The 19,338-nt window shown below is 62.5% G+C and carries 17 protein-coding genes and 1 pseudogene; 7 read left to right on the top strand and 11 right to left on the bottom strand.

The window, feature by feature from the left end; translation table 11 throughout:
• The first annotated feature begins 5 nt into the window (after nucleotides 1–5).
• The 6 genes from rnr to rpmG all read left to right on the top strand — a co-directional run bounded on the left by rnr (nucleotide 6) and on the right by rpmG (nucleotide 5,707).
• The gene (gene rnr, locus AC1D05_RS09275) at nucleotides 6–2,312 is read left to right on the top strand and encodes a ribonuclease R (RefSeq protein ID WP_477440249.1); all 2,307 of its coding nucleotides are present in this window, start codon (nucleotides 6–8) and stop codon (nucleotides 2,310–2,312) included.
• The gene (locus AC1D05_RS09270) at nucleotides 2,312–2,764 is read left to right on the top strand and encodes a DUF983 domain-containing protein (protein ID WP_477440247.1); all 453 of its coding nucleotides are present in this window, start codon (nucleotides 2,312–2,314) and stop codon (nucleotides 2,762–2,764) included. The genes rnr and AC1D05_RS09270 overlap by 1 nt, the downstream gene beginning before the upstream one ends.
• A gap of 73 nt (nucleotides 2,765–2,837) precedes the next feature.
• On the top strand, nucleotides 2,838–3,578 hold the full coding sequence (locus AC1D05_RS09265; RefSeq protein WP_477440246.1) for an NUDIX hydrolase: 741 nt from the start codon (nucleotides 2,838–2,840) through the stop codon (nucleotides 3,576–3,578).
• A 77-nt stretch (nucleotides 3,579–3,655) separates the two neighbouring features.
• Nucleotides 3,656–4,834 (top strand): MFS transporter, encoded by a 1,179-nt coding sequence (locus AC1D05_RS09260; RefSeq protein ID WP_477440244.1) that lies wholly within the window; start codon nucleotides 3,656–3,658, stop codon nucleotides 4,832–4,834.
• A gap of 92 nt (nucleotides 4,835–4,926) precedes the next feature.
• A complete protein-coding gene (locus tag AC1D05_RS09255; protein ID WP_477440242.1) occupies nucleotides 4,927–5,385 on the top strand; it encodes a YqfO family protein in 459 nt (152 codons plus the stop codon).
• Nucleotides 5,386–5,539: 154 nt separating this feature from the next.
• Nucleotides 5,540–5,707 (top strand): 50S ribosomal protein L33, encoded by a 168-nt coding sequence (gene rpmG / locus AC1D05_RS09250; protein ID WP_006201775.1) that lies wholly within the window; start codon nucleotides 5,540–5,542, stop codon nucleotides 5,705–5,707.
• A 791-nt stretch (nucleotides 5,708–6,498) separates the two neighbouring features.
• On the opposite strand, the gene AC1D05_RS09245 is transcribed toward rpmG, so the two are convergent.
• The 8 genes from AC1D05_RS09245 to AC1D05_RS09210 all read right to left on the bottom strand — a co-directional run bounded on the left by AC1D05_RS09245 (nucleotide 6,499) and on the right by AC1D05_RS09210 (nucleotide 14,322).
• Nucleotides 6,499–6,807, bottom strand: a complete 309-nt coding sequence (locus AC1D05_RS09245; protein ID WP_477440240.1) for a hypothetical protein — start codon at nucleotides 6,805–6,807, stop codon at nucleotides 6,499–6,501.
• A 428-nt stretch (nucleotides 6,808–7,235) separates the two neighbouring features.
• The gene (locus AC1D05_RS09240) at nucleotides 7,236–8,303 is read right to left on the bottom strand and encodes an ABC transporter ATP-binding protein (protein ID WP_477440238.1); all 1,068 of its coding nucleotides are present in this window, start codon (nucleotides 8,301–8,303) and stop codon (nucleotides 7,236–7,238) included.
• A gap of 4 nt (nucleotides 8,304–8,307) precedes the next feature.
• The gene (locus tag AC1D05_RS09235) at nucleotides 8,308–9,156 is read right to left on the bottom strand and encodes a carbohydrate ABC transporter permease (protein ID WP_477440236.1); all 849 of its coding nucleotides are present in this window, start codon (nucleotides 9,154–9,156) and stop codon (nucleotides 8,308–8,310) included.
• Nucleotides 9,156–10,079 (bottom strand): carbohydrate ABC transporter permease, encoded by a 924-nt coding sequence (locus tag AC1D05_RS09230; protein WP_475450581.1) that lies wholly within the window; start codon nucleotides 10,077–10,079, stop codon nucleotides 9,156–9,158. Before AC1D05_RS09230 ends, AC1D05_RS09235 begins: the two co-directional genes overlap by 1 nt.
• A gap of 182 nt (nucleotides 10,080–10,261) precedes the next feature.
• Complete coding sequence (locus AC1D05_RS09225) at nucleotides 10,262–11,539, bottom strand: ABC transporter substrate-binding protein (protein ID WP_477440234.1); 1,278 nt, start codon at nucleotides 11,537–11,539, stop codon at nucleotides 10,262–10,264.
• Nucleotides 11,540–11,568: 29 nt separating this feature from the next.
• On the bottom strand, nucleotides 11,569–12,756 hold the full coding sequence (locus tag AC1D05_RS09220) for a PLP-dependent transferase (RefSeq protein WP_477440232.1): 1,188 nt from the start codon (nucleotides 12,754–12,756) through the stop codon (nucleotides 11,569–11,571).
• The gene (locus AC1D05_RS09215) at nucleotides 12,753–13,487 is read right to left on the bottom strand and encodes a FadR/GntR family transcriptional regulator (RefSeq protein WP_477440230.1); all 735 of its coding nucleotides are present in this window, start codon (nucleotides 13,485–13,487) and stop codon (nucleotides 12,753–12,755) included. Before AC1D05_RS09215 ends, AC1D05_RS09220 begins: the two co-directional genes overlap by 4 nt.
• Before the next feature lie 139 nt (nucleotides 13,488–13,626).
• On the bottom strand, nucleotides 13,627–14,322 hold the full coding sequence (locus AC1D05_RS09210; RefSeq protein ID WP_477440228.1) for a DJ-1/PfpI family protein: 696 nt from the start codon (nucleotides 14,320–14,322) through the stop codon (nucleotides 13,627–13,629).
• Between the two features lie 88 nt (nucleotides 14,323–14,410).
• Between AC1D05_RS09210 and AC1D05_RS09205 the strand changes: the two genes are divergently transcribed.
• Entirely contained in the window at nucleotides 14,411–15,358 is a 948-nt protein-coding gene (locus AC1D05_RS09205) for a GlxA family transcriptional regulator (RefSeq protein WP_477440226.1), read from the top strand.
• 15 nt (nucleotides 15,359–15,373) lie between these two features.
• Here AC1D05_RS09205 and AC1D05_RS09200 read toward each other — a convergent pair.
• The 3 genes and pseudogenes from AC1D05_RS09200 to AC1D05_RS09190 form a co-directional block, all read right to left on the bottom strand.
• Nucleotides 15,374–16,869 (bottom strand): annotated as a pseudogene (locus AC1D05_RS09200) (FAD-dependent monooxygenase).
• A 533-nt stretch (nucleotides 16,870–17,402) separates the two neighbouring features.
• Nucleotides 17,403–18,776 carry a PleD family two-component system response regulator gene (locus AC1D05_RS09195; protein WP_477440224.1) on the bottom strand — a complete coding sequence of 458 codons (1,374 nt, stop codon included), beginning with the start codon at nucleotides 18,774–18,776 and terminating at the stop codon, nucleotides 17,403–17,405.
• Nucleotides 18,777–18,809: 33 nt separating this feature from the next.
• Nucleotides 18,810–19,226, bottom strand: coding sequence for a response regulator (locus AC1D05_RS09190; protein WP_477440575.1), 417 nt, complete (start codon nucleotides 19,224–19,226; stop codon nucleotides 18,810–18,812).
• Nucleotides 19,227–19,338: the final 112 nt, after the last annotated feature.

Here is a 19,338-nt window from a genome sequence, read left to right as displayed (position 1 = left end):
ACGGCGTGGCGCGCAGGATCACCGGACGAAGCCACGGCGATCCACGCACCGCCGATACCAGGGCCAAGGTCAAGGACGACTACAGGCCCTCGCGCGACGAAATCCTGCGCTACATCGCCGAAAATCCCGACCGTGCCGGAAAGCGCGACATCGCCAAGGCGTTCGCGCTGCGCGGTGACGACCGCATCTGGCTGAAGGACATTCTGCGCGACCTGCAGGATGAAGGCGTGCTCACCAAGGAGCGCAAGCGGCTGGCCCGCGTCGGCGCCCTGCCCCATGTCGCCGTGCTCGATATTTTCGGCCGTGACGGCGACGGCATCCTGCTGGCGCATCCGGCGGAGTCCGTCGGCACCGGCGAACCGCCCGTGGTCTCGATCCGCGTCTCACGCAGCGGCAACGGACCAGCGCCAGGCATTGGCGACCGCGTCTTGGCCAAGACCTTCCCGACCGATGACCCGTCTGGCCCCGCCTATACCGGCCGGGTGATGAAGATCTTCGAAAAGCGCACAGATGCCGTTCTCGGTGTCTTCCGTGTGCTGCAGGACGGCACTTTCCGCATCGAGCCAGTCGAGCGGCGCCAGCCGGAGCTGATCGTCGACAAGGAATTCCAGAACGGTGCCAAGAACGGCGACCTGGTCGAGGTCGAGCCGGCGCGCGCTTCCCGCTATGGGTTGCCGCGCGCCAAGGTGCTCAACGTGCTGGGCTCGCTGACCAGCGAAAAGGCGGTCTCGATGATCGCCATCCACGCCCACGACATTCCGCACATTTTCCCGGCCGATGTCATCGCTGAATCCGAAGCGGTCAAGCCGGCAACGATGGATCATCGCGAGGACTGGCGCGACCTGCCGCTGGTCACCATCGATCCGGCCGACGCCAAGGACCATGACGACGCGGTCTTCGCCACCCCTGACCTCGACGAGAAAAATCCCGGGGGCGTGATCGCCACCGTGGCGATCGCCGATGTCGCCGCCTATGTGCGCTATGGCACGGCACTCGACCGCGAAGCACTGAAGCGCGGCAATTCGGTCTATTTCCCGGATCGTGTCGTGCCGATGCTGCCTGAACGCATCTCCAACGACCTCTGTTCGCTGCGCGAGGGCCAGGATCGGCCGGCGCTCGCCGTGCGCATGACCTTCTCCGCCGATGGCCACAAGATCCGGCACTCCTTCCACCGCGTGATGATGAAATCCGCGGCGAAACTTGCCTATCCGCAGGCGCAGGCGGCCATCGACGGCGTGCCCGACGACAAGACCGGCCCGATCCTCGATACGGTGCTGAAGCCGCTATGGGATGCCTATGCGATCCTCAAGCGCGGCCGCGACGGCCGCCAGCCGCTGGAACTCGACCTGCCGGAGCGCAAGATCCTGCTCAAGCCGGACGGCACGGTCGATCGCGTCATCGTGCCGGAACGGCTCGATGCCCACAAGCTGATCGAAGAATTCATGATCCAGGCCAATGTCGCCGCCGCCGAGACGCTGGAGGCGAAGAAGCACGCGCTGGTCTACCGCGTCCACGATGCGCCGTCGCTCGCCAAGCAGGAATCGCTGCGCGAATTCCTGCAGACGCTCGGCCTGTCGCTGGCGCGCGGCGCGCAGATGCGGCCCAGCCAGTTCAACGGCATTCTGGAGCGCGTGCGCGGCGCCGACAATGAAGGGCTGGTCAACGAGGTGGTGCTGCGTTCGCAGAGCCAGGCCGAATATTCGCCTGGGAACATTGGCCATTTCGGCCTCAATCTGAAGCGCTACGCGCATTTCACCTCGCCGATCCGCCGCTATGCCGACCTGATCGTGCATCGCGGGCTTATTGCCGCACTAGGCCTCGGTCCGGGAGGTCTGACGCAGGACGAAGCAACTCGGCTCGAAGACGTCGCGGTCCTGATCTCCGGCACGGAAAGGCGCGCCATGGCCGCCGAGCGCGACACGGTCGACCGGCTGATCGCGGCCTATCTCGCCGAGCGTATCGACGACCGCTTCGACGCCCGCATCTCCGGCGTCACCAAATCAGGACTATTTGTCCAATTGCCGCAATATGGCGCCGATGGCTTCATCCCGGTGTCAACTCTGGGCGGCGATTACTATATATACGACGAAACGGCTCGCTCCCTGTTCGGAGAACGCTCGGGCAAAGGCTACCAGCTCGCAGACCGCGTCGAGGTCCGGCTCGTCGAGGTGGCACCGATGGCCGGCGCGATGCGCTTCGAGATGTTGACCGACCCGAAGCCCCTGCCAGGCTCCAGCAAGTCGTTTCACAAGGCTAAGGGCCGCGCCCGTGCGTCGCAATCGCGACCGGGTTCGCGCGGCAGGAGACGATGATGCCAAAAGAATTAGGGATACAGGAACAGGTTTTCGGCGGCGAACATCACTCGGGCCGAGTTGCCCGCCCACTGTGGACGGCCATGAAGCGCGGCCTCTTGAGCCGCTGCCCGAATTGCGGTGAAGGCAAGCTGTTTCGCGGCTTCACCAAGACCGTCGAAACCTGCAGCGTCTGCGGCGAGGAAATCCACCATCATCGCGCCGACGACCTGCCGGCCTATCTGGTCATCGTCATCGTCGGCCACATCGTTCTCGGCGCCTTCATGGGTGTCGAGGCGACCTCGACGCTCTCCACCTGGCAGCACATCGCCATTTGGGTGCCGCTGACCATCGTTTTGTCGGTTGCGCTGCTGCAGCCTGTCAAAGGCGCCGTCATCGGACTGCAATGGGCGTTCTATATGCACGGATTCGGTGGCGAAAAGGATGGGACGGAGTCCCACCACGGCGCCTGAAGCGCCGCTGGCGCAACATACCGACCGTGGAAGGCCACTTTCGTTTGCAAGAAGTTTCCGCTAGGTCCAGCGCATGGAAGCAATGACCAAGGCGGCCGTCGACAAGCTCGACAAGGGTCTTGCCGCGCATAGCGGCCGGTCCCTGCGTCCGCGTGACGCCGCGACCTTGATTCTTCTCGACCGCAAGGGCGACGAGGTGCTGGTGCTGATGGGCCGCCGTCACGCCGGCCACGCCTTCATGCCTGGAAAATTCGTGTTCCCCGGCGGCCGCACCGATCCGGCCGACAGCCGCATCGCGACAGCCACCGCATTGCATCGCGACGAGGAAGCAAAGCTGCTCGCAGGTCCCGGCCGCACAAGTTCGGCGCGAGCCCGCGCTGTCGCCTTGTCCGCAATCCGCGAGACCTATGAGGAAGCCGGTCTGCTGATCGGCCAGAAGGCCGCCTTTGCCACCGACAAGCGTGACTGGCAAGGTTTTGTCGAACACGGCGTGAGCCCTTCGCTCGAGACGCTGCGTTTCATCGCGCGCGCCATCACCCCACCCAACCGGGTACGCCGCTTCGACACGCGTTTCTTCAGCGCCTGGCGCAGCGATGTCGCCGTCGAACTGCCTGATGGCGGACCGACCAACGAACTCGAGGAACTGGTCTGGCTGCCACTTGCCAAGGCCAGGGAAGCCGACATACCCGACATCACCCGAATGATCCTGGACGAGCTGGAAAAGCGCCTTGCCCATGATCCGCTGCTGCGTCCGGGCGGTCCCGTTCCCTTCTACCGGCTTGTCCGCAACCGCTTCACCCGCGAACTTCTGTAGAGCAATTCCAGGAAAGTGTGACGCGGTTTTCCGCCCTGAATTGCCTAAGATCAAAGAGACAGAGTATTCAGCATCCCATGACGGTCGATACCCAACCACAGGGCGACGAACGCGTACACTGGCTGCCGATGGTGGCGGCGATCTCGTCGATCAGCGTCGTCGGCATCGCCATCGGCCTCGGCATGCCCTTGCTCAGCGTCATCCTGGAAACGCGTGGCCACTCGGCTTCGATGATCGGCCTCAACACGGCTGTCGCCGGCCTGGCTTCGATCGCCGGCGCGCCGCTGGCGACACCGCTCGCCATGCGCTTTGGCGTCGCCTGGACCATGGTCGCCATGATCGCCGCCGGCGCGCTCGCCTTCGTCGGCTTCCATTTCGCGCCCGACTTCTGGATGTGGTTCCCGCTGCGCATCGTGCTGCATATCGCGCTGACGGTGCTGTTCATCCTGTCGGAATTCTGGATCAGCACCTCCGCGCCGCCGCACCGGCGCGGCCTTGTCCTTGGCATCTACGCCACCGTCCTGTCGCTCGGTTTTGCCGCGGGGCCGTGGCTGTTCGCCCATCTCGGCAGCTCCGGCTTCAGGCCGTTCGGTGTCATCATCGGCCTGGTGACGCTGGCCGCGATACCGGTGCTAGCGGCACGCAACGAGAGCCCGAGCATCGCCTCCGACGGCGAAACCAGCAATTTCCTGCGCTACATCTGGCTGGTGCCTTCGGCGACCGCTGCCGTGCTGGTCTTCGGTGCGGTCGAAACCGGCGGCTTCGCGCTGTTCCCCATTTACGGCAATCGCATCGGCTATTCCGAAGCCGACGCGGCCTTGCTGCTGACTATGATCGGTCTCGGCAACGTGCTGCTGCAAATCCCGATCGGCATGATCAGCGACCGCGTCAGCGATCGCCGCTATCTGCTGCTTGCCTGCGCCACCGTCGGCCTCGCCGGCACGGTGTTCATGCCCTTCTTCGCCCAGAACTGGCACTTGATGGCCGCCCTTCTGTTCGTCTGGGGTGGCGTGGTCGCTGCCATGTACACGATCGGCCTTGCCCATCTCGGCTCGCAGCTTTCCGGCCATGAACTGGCATCCGCCAACGCCGCTTTCGTGCTCTGCTACGGCGTCGGCATGGTGCTTGGCCCGCAGGCGATCGGCATCGGCATGGATGCGTTCGGTCCGTCCGGTTTCGGCTGGTCGCTCGGCCTGTTCTTCGCCGCCTATATGGCGCTGGTCGGCATCAGGCTCGTCCGCAAGATTCTTCTTTGACCCTTTGACGCAGCGTCCGCTGCTGACAGAAGCGTGTCAGGAGCGCTGGGTTAAAAGAGTGTCCCAAAACATCGGAAGTTGAGGACACTCCCATGATCGACAGCGGCTTTGAAACCACATCCCTGCGCATGACGCTCCTGCTGCTCGTGACCTTCCAGGCCCCGGCCGCGGATGTCGACCGCATCATGGATGCGGTGGTTGCGATCGCCCCGCTGGCCATGGGCAAATATGACCGCAACGCCTATCAGTCGGCACACGGCATCGAGCGCTACAGGCCACTTGAAGGGGCCGCGGCCGGCGCCGAAACCGAATTGCGCCGCCGCCCGGGTACCGTCGAGGTTTCATTCGAATTGCCCGATGACCAGGCGCTGGCCAGCCGCGTCGTCGAGGCGATTTTCCAGGCCCATTCCTATCAGGAGCCAGTGATCCGCATCCAGCCGATCCTCGCCAGCCGCTCCAAGGGACTGGACGACCGCGCCAATCCGAATCGCTGGTGGAACACGACCGGAGACTGGAAGAAGGTTGCGGTATCGGCGGCGGAAAACGCCTGATTTACGCGTAATGGGCAACCCGCGCGGGCCACATCGGGTTCGCCGGGCTTGACTTTCCAGGCACGTTCTTTATGTGTCGCGCCAAGTTTCCCGCGTCCGGGTGTTTTCCCGTGCTCCAGCGGCCAAAACCCCACGAACATAACGGACTGAGATCATGGCCAAAGCCGCAAACATCAAGATTAAGCTTCTGTCGACCGCCGACACCGGTTTCTTCTACGTGACCAGCAAGAACAGCCGTACCAAGACCGACAAGCTGTCGTTCCGCAAGTACGACCCGGTCGCCAAGAAGCACGTGGAATTCAAGGAAACCAAGATCAAGTAATCTGGGTTTCCCTTGGAAAACAAAAACGCCGCCCGATGGGCGGCGTTTTTGTTTGCAAGACAGAGCCTGCCCTCAGCCCGGGCTGAAATTCCGTCAGCCGATGCGATCGCCGCTTTTCGGATCGAACAGATGCAGCGCTGGTAGGCCGCTCCAATCGCCACAACGTCGTGATTCAGTCTAGCGCCTCTCCTCGACCCGAACCTGGTCGCCGATCTCCTTTGCCATATTGAGAGCCGCCTGCTTGTCCTTGGTCGTGATCACGGTGCGCCTATCCGATTTCTCGAACACACTCACGACGTAGGTTGTGGCCGGTTTGTGCTCCGCCTTTTGCTGCTTTCATCGTTCATATGGATGAGTCCTGATCATAGGGATGAGTCCCTATTATATTAGTAGCAGCATATATACAGGCCAGCCGGCGGGCTCCGCCATATGCCCCACGCCGGCCGGGCCCGGCGCTCTGCCGCACCCCCGCCGATGCAGGGATGCCGGGCCGCATGGCACCCGCCTCGGAGGTGCGCGGCCGATCCAACCGGTGCTGGGGCTTATAGGGGTTGGGTAGGCAGTGCAAAGCATGGGAAAAGGCGTGTCCCGAGGGCGTGACGTGCGTATGTGGCGCGAAGCTGGGAAACTTGCTTTGTCGGGTGACTATGAAGGGTGGCAAGCGATTGAACGGGAGCTTCGTAGCAAAGGTTTTCCGCGCGCCAAGCTACTGCTTAATAACGATCGAGTCCGCGACAAATTAGATGATCTCTGTAAGAACGCACAGGAGAAGCGTGCCGATACCACCGGACCTAAAGGCCAGAAGCGCCCCGACGATCTCTAGAAAAGCATGGCGATCTCCGATGAAAGGGGTCGCCGCAACGGGAGAATTGTATTCCTCGCCTTGTCACTGGCAAGGGCCAACGCAACCCTTGCATGATGAATTCGTAGATCGTGCCAATTTCTTCATCGATCTCTCTGCCCGGGATGCCCTGGGCTTCCACCGCCCATTTTGCGTCTACAGCCATATCGATCACCATCAGGACCGGGTCGATAATCGGATCGTCCGGCAAATGGTCCGATATCCAATGATAGAGAAAATCACCGCCGCGCTTGCTCATTCTTTCCTAAAATCTGGCGAGGCAGGCACTGACTCGCAAGACCGGCATTCAATTAGCACATGCTGAATTATCTCGGGAGCATTTTAACGAATCGTTGACCGCGCTGTCCTATTTTGGAACAGCGCGGTCAAGTCCCATCATGACTGCGTGGGCGGCTCCGGCACTCCAGCCCCCGCCGCACTGTCGGAGCCGCTACCTCACTCTTCGAAGATACCAGCAATGGTTGAATTAACCGTTACCCACTGTGCTTTCCAGTGCGCTTCCCTAGCCGTTAGACTTTGATTGAACAGGGGGATGATATCCATAGCGTAAACTATGCAGCAATCATAAGGATTGCGACAGATATCGCATTGATTCAGAAGGGCTATTTTCCGCCCATCGGACGGCGTTTTTGTTTGCAAGACAGAAGGCTACGGGCTGAATTTCCTTCAGCCGATGCGATCGCCGCTTTTGGGATCGAACAGATGCAGCGACGCCGGATCGGCCGACAGCCGCACAGTATCGCCGGGCTTCACGCCGGCGCGGCCCATGGCAAAGACGCAGAGCTGCTGGTCGGCCAGTTTGACATAGAACTGCGTCGACAGGCCGAGCGGTTCCACCACCCCCACCTCGCCTTGCAGCGCACCGTTATTGGCCAGCCTGATGTGCTCGGGCCGTAGACCGACGGTGATCGTGTCGCCGTCCTGCAGCGGCAGGCCGTCCGGCAGTTTCAACGCCTGACCATCGGCAAGCACGGCCTCCGAAGTGGCACCCTTGCGAACAGTCGCCGGCAAAAAGTTCATGCCTGGTGAGCCGATGAAGCCGGCGACGAACATGTTGGCCGGACGGTCGTAGAGATCGAGCGGCGCGCCGACCTGCTGGATCAGTCCGTCATGCATGACGACGATCCGGTCAGCCATGGTCATCGCCTCGATCTGGTCGTGGGTGACGTAGACGGAGGTGGTCTTCAATTGCTGGTGCAGCGCCTTGATCTCGGCCCGCATATGCACGCGCAGCTTGGCGTCGAGGTTGGACAGCGGCTCGTCGAACAGGAAGACCTTGGGATCGCGCACGATGGCGCGGCCCATGGCGACGCGCTGGCGTTGACCGCCGGACAATTGGCGCGGCAGGCGTTGCAGGAAATTGTCCAGGCCCAGCCGCTTGGCCGCGCCGTCCACCCTGGCGTCAATCGTGGTCTTCTCAGCCTTCTTCAACAGCAGGCTGAAGCCCATGTTCTTCGACACGTCCATATGCGGATAGAGCGCATAGGACTGGAACACCATCGCGATGTCGCGGTCCTTGGGTGCGACGTCATTGACCAGCCGTTCGCCGATACGAATCTCGCCGCCGGAAGCCTCCTCCAGCCCCGCGATCATGCGCAAAAGCGTCGACTTTCCGCAGCCGGAAGGACCGACCAGGACGACGAACTCGCCGTCGGCGATTTCAAGGTCGACCGCGTGCAGGACGCGGACGGCGCCATAATCCTTGCGGACCTTATCGAGCGTAACAGAGGCCATCGATCTATCCTTTGACGGCGCCGGCGGTCAGGCCGGTGACGAGATAGCGTTGCAGGAAAGCGAAGAAGATGCAGACCGGGATCAGCGCCAGGATCGACGCCGCCATCATCTGTCCCCAGTCGACGGCGAATTTGCCGATAAAGGTGAGCAGGCCGACGGCAAAAGTCTTCTGGTCGTCGCTGGAAATCAGCATCAAGGCGAACAGAAGCTCGCTCCAGGCGGCGGTGAAGACGAAACCGAGCGTCGCCCCCATGCCGGGCAGCGTCAGCGGCACGATCACCTTGCGCATCGCCTGCGCACGCGTGCAGCCGTCGATCATCGCCGCTTCTTCCAGATCCTTCGGAATGCCATCGAAGAAGGATTGCATCAGGAAGGTGGCAAAGGCAGTGTTGAAGGCGGTGTAGATGATGATCAGCCCGGTCAGGCTGTTGATCAGGCCGATCTGCCCCATGACGCGGTAGATCGGCGGAATGACCATCACCAGCGGAAAAGTCTGGGTCAAAAGCAGCATCAGAGCCAGTGCCGCCTTGCCGCGAAAGGTGAAGCGCGACATGGCGTAGCCGGCAAGCGTGGCGATGATCGTCACCAATGCGGCGGTCGATACCGAGACGATGACGCTGTTGAGGAAATAACGTGGGAAATCGGTGGCTTCGAGCACGGTGATGAAGTTCTGCAACGTCATGTGTGACGGCCAGAAGGTGATACCTTCGGAATAGAGCAGCCGCTCCGGTGTGACCGAGATCTTCAGCGTCCAGTAGATCGGGAACAGGGCGAAGACCACATAGGCGGCGATTGCCGCATAGAGGCCGACGCCGCCGAAGAACCGTTGTGAAGTAGAACGTCCCGCGATCATCAGACGTGCCTCACCAGTGAGCGGCGGATGGCGATCAGCGCGATCGCATAGGCAATGAGCAGGACGAGCAGCAGCACGGCCACCGCCGAGGCATAGCCCTTGTCCAGCGATTTGAAGGCGCTGACATAGATGTAGACCGGCACCGTGTTGGTCGAGCCGGCCGGTCCGCCCTCGGTCATGACAAAGATCAGGTCGGCGAAGGTGGCGATCCAGATGGTGCGCAGCATCACCGTAATGGCGATGGTCGGCGCCAGGAACGGCAGCGTCACCTTGGTGAAGCGCTGCCAGGGCGAAGCGCCGTCGATCGCCGCCGCTTCATGTAGTTCCGATGGAATGGATTTCAGCGCCGCCAGAAGCGTGATGGCGAAGAACGGAATGCCGAACCAGACGTTGGCAATGATCGGCCCCCACATCGCCGTGGCAGGATCGGAGAGCACATTGGTCGGCTCGGCTTTCAGCCCCAGCGCGAAAAGCCAGTGCGGCAGCGGCCCGACGATCGGGTTGAACAGCCAGGCCCAGGTCAGGCCCGACAGGAAGGACGGCACCGCCCAGGGCAGGAACACCAGCGCCTGCACCACCTTGCGGCCCCAGAACGGCTTGTCGAGCAGCAGGGCCAGGCCAAGGCCGAGGAAGAACTGGAAGAACAGGCTGGCGACCGTCCACCACAGCGTGTTGACCAGCGCCTGCCCAAGAACCTGGTCCGAAAACATCGCTTGATACTGGCCAAGCCCGACATATTCCGACTTGAAGGCCGAGAACTTGCGGAACGAATAGCTGATGCCGATGACCAGCGGCACCAACAGCACCACGACCAGCAGGATGATCGCCGGGCTGAGATAGAGCCAGGGCTCGATGGCGGCGTGCGACAGCCGCTTTCGTCGCGGCTTACCGGCGGATCGTATTTCGGACACGGCATAGGTCATTGGCTGTGGAACGGCTCCAGGAAAGCGTCGGGATAAGCAACGAGCGTCCTTCTCCCCGTCCACGGGGAGAAGATGCCGGCAGGCAGATGAGGGGCAGCGCGAGCCTTGGGGTGCTGGCGCCGCCCCTCATCCGGCCCTTTCGGGCCACCTTCTCCCCGTGAACGGGGAGAAGGGAAGAAAAACTACTTCTTGTTCTTCGCCAGCCAGTCCTGCTGCTCCTTGGTCAGGAACGTGGCCCATGCGTCGGCCGCCTCCTTGGCCGTCTTCTGGCCAAGCAGCACTTCCTGGAAGTTCTTGATCGCCACCTGGTCGACGAAGTTGCCGAGGTTTTCCAGGTGTGTGGGAGGTGTCACCATTTCATATTTGGAGGTGTCGCTGAGCTCGGTGAACCAGCCCTTGAACTGCTCGGTCTTGAAATGGGGATCCTGGTCGGCACCGTTGTGGATCGGGACGACACCGACTTCCTTGGCCCATTCCAGATTGTCCTTCGGCGACAGGAGCGTCGCCATCAGCTTCCAGGCATCATCCTTGTGCTGGGAATTGGCGAACATCGCCCAGCCGGCATAGCCCAGCGTCGGATAGGACTTGCCGCTCGGACCAACGGGAAGCGGCGCCACGGCGAAATCGTCGGCGCTCATCTTGTCGGCGATGCCGAGCAGCGCGTCCGGATCCTGGTTGAGCATGGCGCAGGTGCCGGAATAGAAGCCGGTGACGGTCTCGTTGAAGCCCCAACTCACCGCATCCTTCGGCGCCAGGCCGTCCTTGTACATGTCGGCCAGCATCTGCAGGCCCTTGACCGAACCCTCATCATTGATGGTCGAGGTGCCGTCTTCGTTGAAGTAGCCGCCCTTGCCGGCGGCAATGTTCATGAACATGTGCATGCCGTTGAAGGCGCCGGGGCCGCCGCGCAGGCAGTAGCCGTATTTGCCGGGGATTGCCGAAATCTTCTTGGAATCGGCGATAAATTCGTCGAGCGTCGCCGGCGGGCCATCGAGACCGGCTTGCTTGAACAGCTTCTTGTTCCAGAACAGCGCATTCACATAGTAGCCGTAAGGGATCATGAACTGGGTGTTGTTGACGGTCGAGCCGAACTGCTTGGCGCGGTCGCCCAGCGTCTTGGCGTCATCCCACTTGGCCATGTAGGGACCGAGATCCTCGAGCTGGGCGTTGTTGGCATAGAGGCCCATCCAGCGTTCCGGCATCTCGACCACGTCGGGTGTATCGCCGGCCTGCACCATGGTCAGGAACTTTTCGAAGGCCTGACCCCAGGGCAGCGAGATCAGCTCGACCTTGACGCCGGGATTGGCGGCCTCGAACTCGGCGATCTGCTTCTTCAGGAACTCAGTGCGCGGCGGGCTGGTGATGACTTCGACCATTTTCAGGGTCGAATCGGCCAACGCGCTCCCGGCGGAAATCGCCAGCCCCGCAACGGTGGCAAGCATGACGGTCAGTTTTTTCATGTTCAAGACTCCCATTTTGAACCCGCTTGTTATTTTCTGGCTTTTTCGAAGGCCTGGGCCACATCGGCCCAGAGGTCTTCGACACTTTCCAATCCGACATTGAAGCGGATGGTTCGGGGGCTGACGCCGAAGCGCGCCATCGAATTCAGTCCCGGCGTCTGCTCCAGCGACGCCTTGGCCGGCACGACCAGGCTCTCATGCCCGCCCCAGCTGACGCCGATGCGGAAATATTTCAGCGCGTCGACGAAGACGGGAATGTCGATATCGTCCGTCACCTCGAAGGAGAACAGCCCGGCATAACCCGCCAGCGTCGCCTTGCCCGGATGGTTCGAATAGACGGGATGGTTGACGCGCTCGACATTGGCATGCGCCTTCAGCCGTTCGGCGATGGTGAGCCCGCTCTTCATGTGGTGCGGCAGGCGCAGCGGCAGCGTGCGCAGGCCGCGCAGCAGCAGCCAGGCCTCGAACGGCGACAGCTTGCCGCCAAGATAGGAATAGGTCTGCTCGTTGATGTGCTTGATGTGCGCGGCCGAACCCGCCACCACGCCGGCGACGGTGTCGCTATGGCCGCCGAGATATTTCGAGGCCGAGTGAAGCACCAGGTCGACGCCATGCGAGATCGGCTTCTGGAACACCGGTGAGGCCCAGGAATTATCGATCGTGGTGATGATGCCCTGCTCTTTCGCCAACCGGGTCAGGTGCGCGATGTCCTGCAGCTCGAACATCATCGAGGTCGGGCTTTCCAAGTAAAGCAGCTTGGCGCCGGGAAGTGCCGCCGCCACCGCATCCGGGTCGGAGCCGTCGACATAGTCGACCTCGATGTTGAGCCGCGGCAACAACCGCTCGAACAGCCGATAGGCATCGCCGTAGCAATTGCGCACCGCAACGATGCGCTCGCCAGCGCCGACGAAGGCAAGCACGGTGGCGCTGATCGCCGCCATGCCGCTGGAAAAGCCGCGCGCGGCCTCGGCGCCCTCGAGCGCGGCGACGCGCGCCTCGAACTCCATCACCGTTGGATTGTCGCCGCGCGAATAGATCGGCTGCTTTCGTTTGCCGGCAAAGGTGTCGGCCATCTCGGAATAATTGGCGAAGGTGAACAGCGACGTCTGGTAGATCGGCGGCACCACCGCGCCGCCAGGAAACGGTTCGTCATGTGCCAAAAGCGTTGCGGCCTCGGCAAGATAATCGTGATCGAAACCGGTTGGATGCTCGTTCATGTCTGGCTCGAAAGTTTGAGTTTGGCCGCACCGCGCTTCAGATCGTCCTCGACGGTGGCGATCAGCTTGAGCGCTTCGGCACGGGCGCCTTGCGGATCGCGCGCTGCGATGCACTGGTAAATGGTGCGGTGGTAGGGAAAGCTGGCATGACCGAAATCACGCACGCCGAGCGGATGCTCCCAGAAGCGATGGAACAGCTCGTGCATGGCGGCGATGATCTGCTCGAACAGCGGATTGCCGGAGACGCGGTAGATCGCCTGGTGGAACTCCCAGTCCTCTTCCGACGACATGCCGTCGCGGGTGCGAAACGCCTGCTCCATGATGTCGAGCTTGCGCTCGATCTCGGCAATGTCGGCCGGGCTGGCGCGCTCGGCGCAAAGAGCCGCCGCTTCCGCCTCCAGCGCGCGGCGGATCTCCAGTGTCTGCATAAGCGACGTAAAATCGTTGCCGCCGGCCAGGGTCAGCGGCATGTGCAGCATGTCGGGCGACACAGCTGCCTTGAGGTAAGTGCCGCTGCCTTGCCGGCGCTCGACCAGACCAAGCCCTTCCCAGCGCGTCAGCGCCTCGCGCACCGTGTTGCGGCTGACCTTCAGCCGCTCGGCCAGAATACGCTCGGTCGGAAGCCGCTCGCCTGGCTGAAGGGCCTCGGCGCGAACAAAGCCCACCAACGCCTTCAGCACGGCGTCATCGCGCGCCGTCGTCTGAATGGGTGGCAGGCTGTTCTGGTCCACAAATCCTCCCCGAAGCCGCACAAGTGGTCCAATGGTCCAACCAATTCTGCACGGACGGGGAGACGTGTCAACAGCCGAAACGACGACGGGCCGAACGGCGCGCCATGGCGCCGTTCGGCCCGTCAGTCCATGCTTGGCGTCACGCTGGCGTGACGGCTGCGCGCGTGGCGCGCCAGCGCGCGAACATGTCCTCGCGAACCCGCCTCGAACCCGCGAGCCGCTTCTTTGCTTCCGCCAGCACGGAAGGCGAAGCCTGTGCGGGCGTGCCCGATTGGAACGGAGGAGCCGGGGCATATTCGAGCGAGAGCTGCACCGTTTCGGCCTCGGACCGACCGAGAAGCCTGGCGACCAGAGCGAGACCGAAATCGATCCCCGAGGTGACGCCGCCGGCGGTTATCAGGTTTCCGTCCTCGACAATTCGCTCGTCGACTGGAATGGCGCCGAACTCGGCGAGGAAATCATGCGCGTACCAATGCGTCGTCGCCCGCTTGCCTTTGAGCAGGCCGGCGGCACCAAGCACCAGGGCGCCGCTGCATACCGAGGTGACATAGCGTGCCTGCGCTGCCCGCGCCCGCACGAAATCGAGGACGGCCTGGTCCTCCAGCAGCGGATTGACGCCGCCACCACCCGGAATGCACAGCACATCGAGAGGCGGGCAATCGTCGAAGGTCACCGTCGGGTTGAGCGACAGCCGCGTCGACGACATCACCGGATTGCGATCCTTCCAGATCAATTCCACCTCGGCGCCCTTTGCAGATGCCAGGACTTCGTAAGGGCCGGTGAGGTCGAGCTGCTGGACATTGGGGAAGACGAGGATGCCGAAACGAAGGGTCATGGAACTCTCCATAGGTTGACTCCAGCCAATCTAAGGGATCATGTTTTGGCACGATCGCCAATCATCCCTCGTTTCAAGCCAAATCGCCATGCGCCATATCGAAATTCTCGCCTATCCCGACATCCAGCTCCTCGATGTCAGCGGGCCGCTTCAGGTCTTCGCCAGCGCCAACGACTTCAGGACGCAGGCCGGCGAACCGGCTCCCTACGAGGTCACGGTCGTCGCCGCCTCATCGCAGATCAGGACATCGGCCGGTCTCGTGCTGGAGGCAGCGGCGCTGCCGGTGCACGGGCTGGAGATCGACACGCTGATCGTGCCTGGCGGATGGGGCGTCAACGCGGCCTGCGAGGATTCCGAACTCGTCCAATGGATCATCGGCCGCTCGCGCGACGCCACGCGAACAGCTTCCGTGTGCAGTGGCGCCATGCTGCTGGCGACGGCAGGACTGCTCGACGGCCGGCGTGCGGTCACCCACTGGGGACGCTGCGCCGAATTCGCGCGGCGCTTTCCAGCGGTCCGCCTCGAGCCCGACCCGATCTTCATCCGTGACGGCAATGTCTGGACGTCGGCAGGCGTCACGGCGGGCATAGATCTCGCCCTTTCCTTCGTCGAGGCCGACCTTGGCCGGCGCGTGGCGCTTGCGGTGGCGCGCGAGCTGGTGGTCTTCCTGAAACGGCCCGGTGGCCAGGCGCAGTTCAGCCAGACGCTCAAGCTGCAGCAAGGCGACGAGCGCTTCGACCGGCTGCATGGCTGGATTCAGGACAATCTGGACGGCGACCTTTCGCTGCCGAACCTCGCCGAGCGCGCCAATATGAGCCCGCGCAGTTTCTCCAGGCACTATCGGGAGGCCACGGGACGCACGCCTGCGCGCGCGATCGAGGAAATCCGGATCGAGGCGGCACGCCGAATGCTGGAACAGGGCCAGGCCGTCAACCGGACGGCCCGCCGCTGCGGCTTCGGATCGGAAGAGACGATGCGGCGCGGCTTTCTGCGCGTCCTCGGCACAAACCCGCGCGATTATCGCGAACGCTTCTGACGCTAAAGTGCGTCGCTAACGCGCGGCGGGTGGCCCGAACCAAGTGGTCAACGCGTCAGCCAGTCCCTGTTGGGTTCCAATCCCAACCCAGGCCACATAGCCATCCGGCCGGATCAAGACGGCGTCGGGCGCGGCGACCGTGCCGAGGACCGGAAGCTCCCAGGCGCCGGCATACAAAGCGTCGATCTGCCGGACCCGATCGGCCCAGGGCGCAACGTCCAGCCTGCCTGGTGCACCGAGGTTGAGAAGCACCGGCAGGGCATCGTGCAGCAAGCTGAAAACCCGCACCGGGCCGCCTGTCGTGGCCAGGTCGAGGTCGGGCATTCGCCGCCCAAGCGACGGATGTCCCACGCCGAGATCATAATGGATACCCAGGCCCGACATCTCCGCGGCGATCCGTTTGCGCGGCTCTTCCATGCCAAGCAACTCGGTAAAGATGTCGTTCAATGCCTTAGTGCTGGCATCCATGCGACGAAGCGCAACCTGCGCCATCGCGTTGCGCAGGACGCGGGCGGCGATCGGATGACGCTCGATATGATAGCTGTCGAGAAGGGTTTCCGGCGATATCCGCTTGACCACCTGGGCCAATTTCCAACCCAGATTGACCGCGTCCTGCACGCCAATGTTGAGCCCCTGCCCGCCCATCGGCGGATGGATATGGGCGGCGTCGCCGGCCAACAGGACGCGTCTGTCGCGGTAAGCGACAGCCTGGCGCGTTGTGTCCGTGAACCGGGAGAGCCAGGTCGGGCTGTGGACCCCGAAATCGGTACCGTAGACCGCGACGAGCGCCTCGCTGAGATCGCCCAGCGTCGGTTCGCCGCCGACGGTCAGTTGCCTCTCGGTTAGCACGATACCCACCCGGTCGCTTTCCTCGATCTTGCCCATCGCATGAATTCCGCAGGCGTCGCTGCGAAAGCCTAATGCCGGCTCCCCAGACATTTCGACCTCGGCGATCATCCAGCTCATCGTCGGATCGTGTCCCGCGAACTCGATGCCCGCCGCCTTGCGGATCGTGCTGCGTCCTCCGTCGCAACCGACGAGGTATTGCGCCGTCAACCGTTGGCCACCGGACAAATCCAGGTCGACGCCGTCATCATCCTGCGCGAAGTCAGTGACGTCCTGTCCACGGTAGATCGGCACCTCCAATTCGCTGATCCAGTCAGCCAATATCCGCTCGATATGGTTTTGCCGCAGCGCCAGCAGACAGTTGTGCCGGCTGGGAAAATCGCCGATGTCCAACCGGGTCATGTGGAAGCCGACGGTCGGAAAGCGCTGCCCCTGCGCCAGAACTCGATCGGCAATTCCGCGTTGATCGAGCACCTCGATGGTGCGAGCGTGCAAGCCACCCGCGCGCAAGCCGATCAGTTGCTGGTTCGGGCGCCGCTCAACGATGGCGACATCGATGCCGGCCAAAGCCAGTTCGCCGGCCAGCATCAGCCCGGTCGGACCGGCCCGACAATGACCACCGCATGATCCCGACGCACTCCGTCTATAGGCGACACAACACCCATTCTCATCTCCCGTTTCCGCTGGCTGGAGCCGCGGTTTTACGGGAACAGGCGGGTCTTGCCGCAAGCCCCTTGTGCGCCATATGTACGTAGTGGAGAGAGGTGCTCTCCTCGCCCTGGATGAACGACAGCCAAAAATGGCAGTTCACAGTCGCGCCGCGGCAATAGAAGCCACCCTGATCCAGGAAGCCCCATTCAGATTTTACCGAGCAAGAAAAAAGCCCCTTTCGGGGCTTTTTCGCAGGCTTGAAACATAAGGGGGCCGGTCGGCGTTTGGCAGCGGTACGAGGAGGCCACTATGTGCCAGCGCCGGCCGGCCGACCCCACGGACCCAGGAGATGCGGCGGACCTGAGCATCATGGGGTATTTCTAGGGATCGAGCCGGCTATCTATCCTCGTGCCGGCTTCGTCTTGGCCTTCACATTTGCGCAAGAGCTTATGAAAATCAACAGTTTCTTAACCAAGGCTCGCGAATCGCTTGGATTAAGGTAAATAGCTAACCTTGTTGGATTGACCGGACAATCAGGCGCGGAGGACTACGCCGCCTTGGCAACCACGCGGTTGCGGCCGCCGCTCTTGGCTTCGTAAAGCGCGAGATCGGCGCGCTTCATCAGCGCCGCCACCGTATCCACCCCCTTCAGCACCGACGACACGCCAACGCTGACGGTGACCTCGATCGTCTTGCCATCGGTACCGATGGCAAACGGCTGCTGGGCGATTTCGGCGCGGATGCGTTCGGCCACTTTTTCGGCCACCGCACCATCAGTGTCCGGCATCACCACCACGAACTCCTCGCCGCCGAACCGGCAGGCAAGGTCGATACCCCTGACATTCTTGCGCAGCCGCCGCGCGAATTCCCGCAGCACCTCGTCGCCGCCATCATGGCCGTGTGCGTCGTTGATCGACTTGAAGCGGTCGAGATCGGTGATCATCACCGATAGCGGCCGGCGCCGCGCCACGGCGCGGTCAAACAGCGTCTGCAGATGGCTGTCGAGATAGCGGCGGTTGTGCAGCCCGGTCAGCCCGTCGGTGACCGCCATCTCGATGGTCTGGGTCACGCTGGCGCGCAATTGGTCGTTGTAGCGCTTACGGCGCACCTGGGTGCGCAGCCGCGCCGTCAGCTCCTGCTGGTCGATCGGCCGCATCAGATAGTCGTTGATGCCGAGTTCGAGGCCGCGGATAATGCGCTCCTCCTCGCCCTCATCCGCCAAAAGGATGATCGGCACGAAACGGGTGCGGTCGAGCGAGCGCAATTGCGAACAGAGCCTGAGCGGATCGAAATCGGCGAACGCCGTCGAAATCATCACGCATTCATAGGATGTTTCGGCGGCCTGGAAGAAGCCGGCATGCGGATCGCTGTTGACGTCAAGATCGGCGCGATCACGCAACATCTTCTGCATGCGCTCGACCGACGATTTGCGCTCATCGATCAAAAGCACTTTCGGCGTCGTGTCTTCGGACGCGAAATTGCGGCTGAGCAGCTCTTCGATGCCGATGTTGCGTGTCGTCGAGGCACGCAGCCTGAGTTCGTCGGTGAGAGACTTCAACCGGACCAGGCTCTTGACCCGCGTCATCAGCTGCAGGTCGTTGACCGGCTTGGTGAGGAAATCGTCAGCACCAGCTTCCAGCCCGCGCACGCGGTCGGACACCTGGTCGAGCGCGGTGATCATCACCACCGGGATGTGCGATGTCGCCGGATCGCTCTTCAGCCGCCGGCAGACCTCGAACCCGTCCATGTCGGGCATCATCACGTCGAGCAGCACGACATCGACCTTGCCGTTCTCGCAGGTCTCGATCGCGTCGGGCCCGTTGGTGGCGGTCAGCACCTCGAAATATTCGGCCAGCAGCCGAACCTCCAGCAGCCTCACATTGGCAGGGATGTCGTCGACGACGAGGATCCGCGCAGTCATTTCACAAGGCTCCGGCTCGGCTGGAATGGCACATCAGGCATCGCCCAGATAGGATTTGATGGTTTCGATGAAACGCGGCACCGAGATCGGCTTCGAAATATAGGCCTCGCAGCCGCCTTGGCGAATGCGTTCCTCGTCGCCCTTCATGGCGAAGGCGGTCACCGCGATGACCGGGATGACGTGCAGATCGTCATCTTCCTTCAGCCATTTGGTCACCTCCAGCCCCGACACTTCAGGCAGCTGGATGTCCATTAGGATGAGATCGGGCCGGTGCTTGCGCGCCAGATCCAGCGCTTCCAGACCATTGCGGGTGCGCACCGTCTCGTAGCCGCTCGCTTCGATGAGGTCCCGAAAGAGCTTCATGTTGAGCTCATTGTCCTCGACGATCATGACCTTCTTAGGCATCGACATCCCGTCCCGGCCGTCCCTCCGCTCGAAGGTGGCCGTCATGCGCCCCTGGTTGAACGCACCAAACCCTGCTTCACTGTACGGCAATATGATTGACGAAACGGAAACCCAAGGCTGCAAAGCAGCGCGAATTCCACCTCGCTTGCCTGCGCGT

Source organism: Mesorhizobium sp. P2_E9 (genome assembly GCF_056403815.1).
The sequence above is the reverse complement of the archived record's forward strand: the minus strand, read 5'-3'. Positions and strand labels throughout refer to the sequence as shown.

Bases quoted from the DNA above. Each gene is read 5' to 3' on its own strand.
- AC1D05_RS09240 (WP_477440238.1), bottom strand. From the start codon at position 8,303: ATGGCCTCTGTTACGCTCGATAAGGTCCGCAAGGATTATGGCGCCGTC.
- rpmG (WP_006201775.1), top strand. From the start codon at position 5,540: ATGGCCAAAGCCGCAAACATCAAGATTAAGCTTCTGTCGACCGCCGAC.
- AC1D05_RS09260 (WP_477440244.1), top strand. From the start codon at position 3,656: ATGACGGTCGATACCCAACCACAGGGCGACGAACGCGTACACTGGCTG.
- AC1D05_RS09190 (WP_477440575.1), bottom strand. From the start codon at position 19,226: ATGACGGCCACCTTCGAGCGGAGGGACGGCCGGGACGGGATGTCGATG.
- AC1D05_RS09230 (WP_475450581.1), bottom strand. From the start codon at position 10,079: ATGACCTATGCCGTGTCCGAAATACGATCCGCCGGTAAGCCGCGACGA.
- AC1D05_RS09255 (WP_477440242.1), top strand. From the start codon at position 4,927: ATGATCGACAGCGGCTTTGAAACCACATCCCTGCGCATGACGCTCCTG.
- AC1D05_RS09220 (WP_477440232.1), bottom strand. From the start codon at position 12,756: ATGAACGAGCATCCAACCGGTTTCGATCACGATTATCTTGCCGAGGCC.
- AC1D05_RS09205 (WP_477440226.1), top strand. From the start codon at position 14,411: ATGCGCCATATCGAAATTCTCGCCTATCCCGACATCCAGCTCCTCGAT.
- AC1D05_RS09270 (WP_477440247.1), top strand. From the start codon at position 2,312: ATGCCAAAAGAATTAGGGATACAGGAACAGGTTTTCGGCGGCGAACAT.
- AC1D05_RS09245 (WP_477440240.1), bottom strand. From the start codon at position 6,807: ATGAGCAAGCGCGGCGGTGATTTTCTCTATCATTGGATATCGGACCAT.
- AC1D05_RS09210 (WP_477440228.1), bottom strand. From the start codon at position 14,322: ATGACCCTTCGTTTCGGCATCCTCGTCTTCCCCAATGTCCAGCAGCTC.
- AC1D05_RS09265 (WP_477440246.1), top strand. From the start codon at position 2,838: ATGGAAGCAATGACCAAGGCGGCCGTCGACAAGCTCGACAAGGGTCTT.
- AC1D05_RS09225 (WP_477440234.1), bottom strand. From the start codon at position 11,539: ATGAAAAAACTGACCGTCATGCTTGCCACCGTTGCGGGGCTGGCGATT.
- AC1D05_RS09235 (WP_477440236.1), bottom strand. From the start codon at position 9,156: ATGATCGCGGGACGTTCTACTTCACAACGGTTCTTCGGCGGCGTCGGC.
- AC1D05_RS09195 (WP_477440224.1), bottom strand. From the start codon at position 18,776: ATGACTGCGCGGATCCTCGTCGTCGACGACATCCCTGCCAATGTGAGG.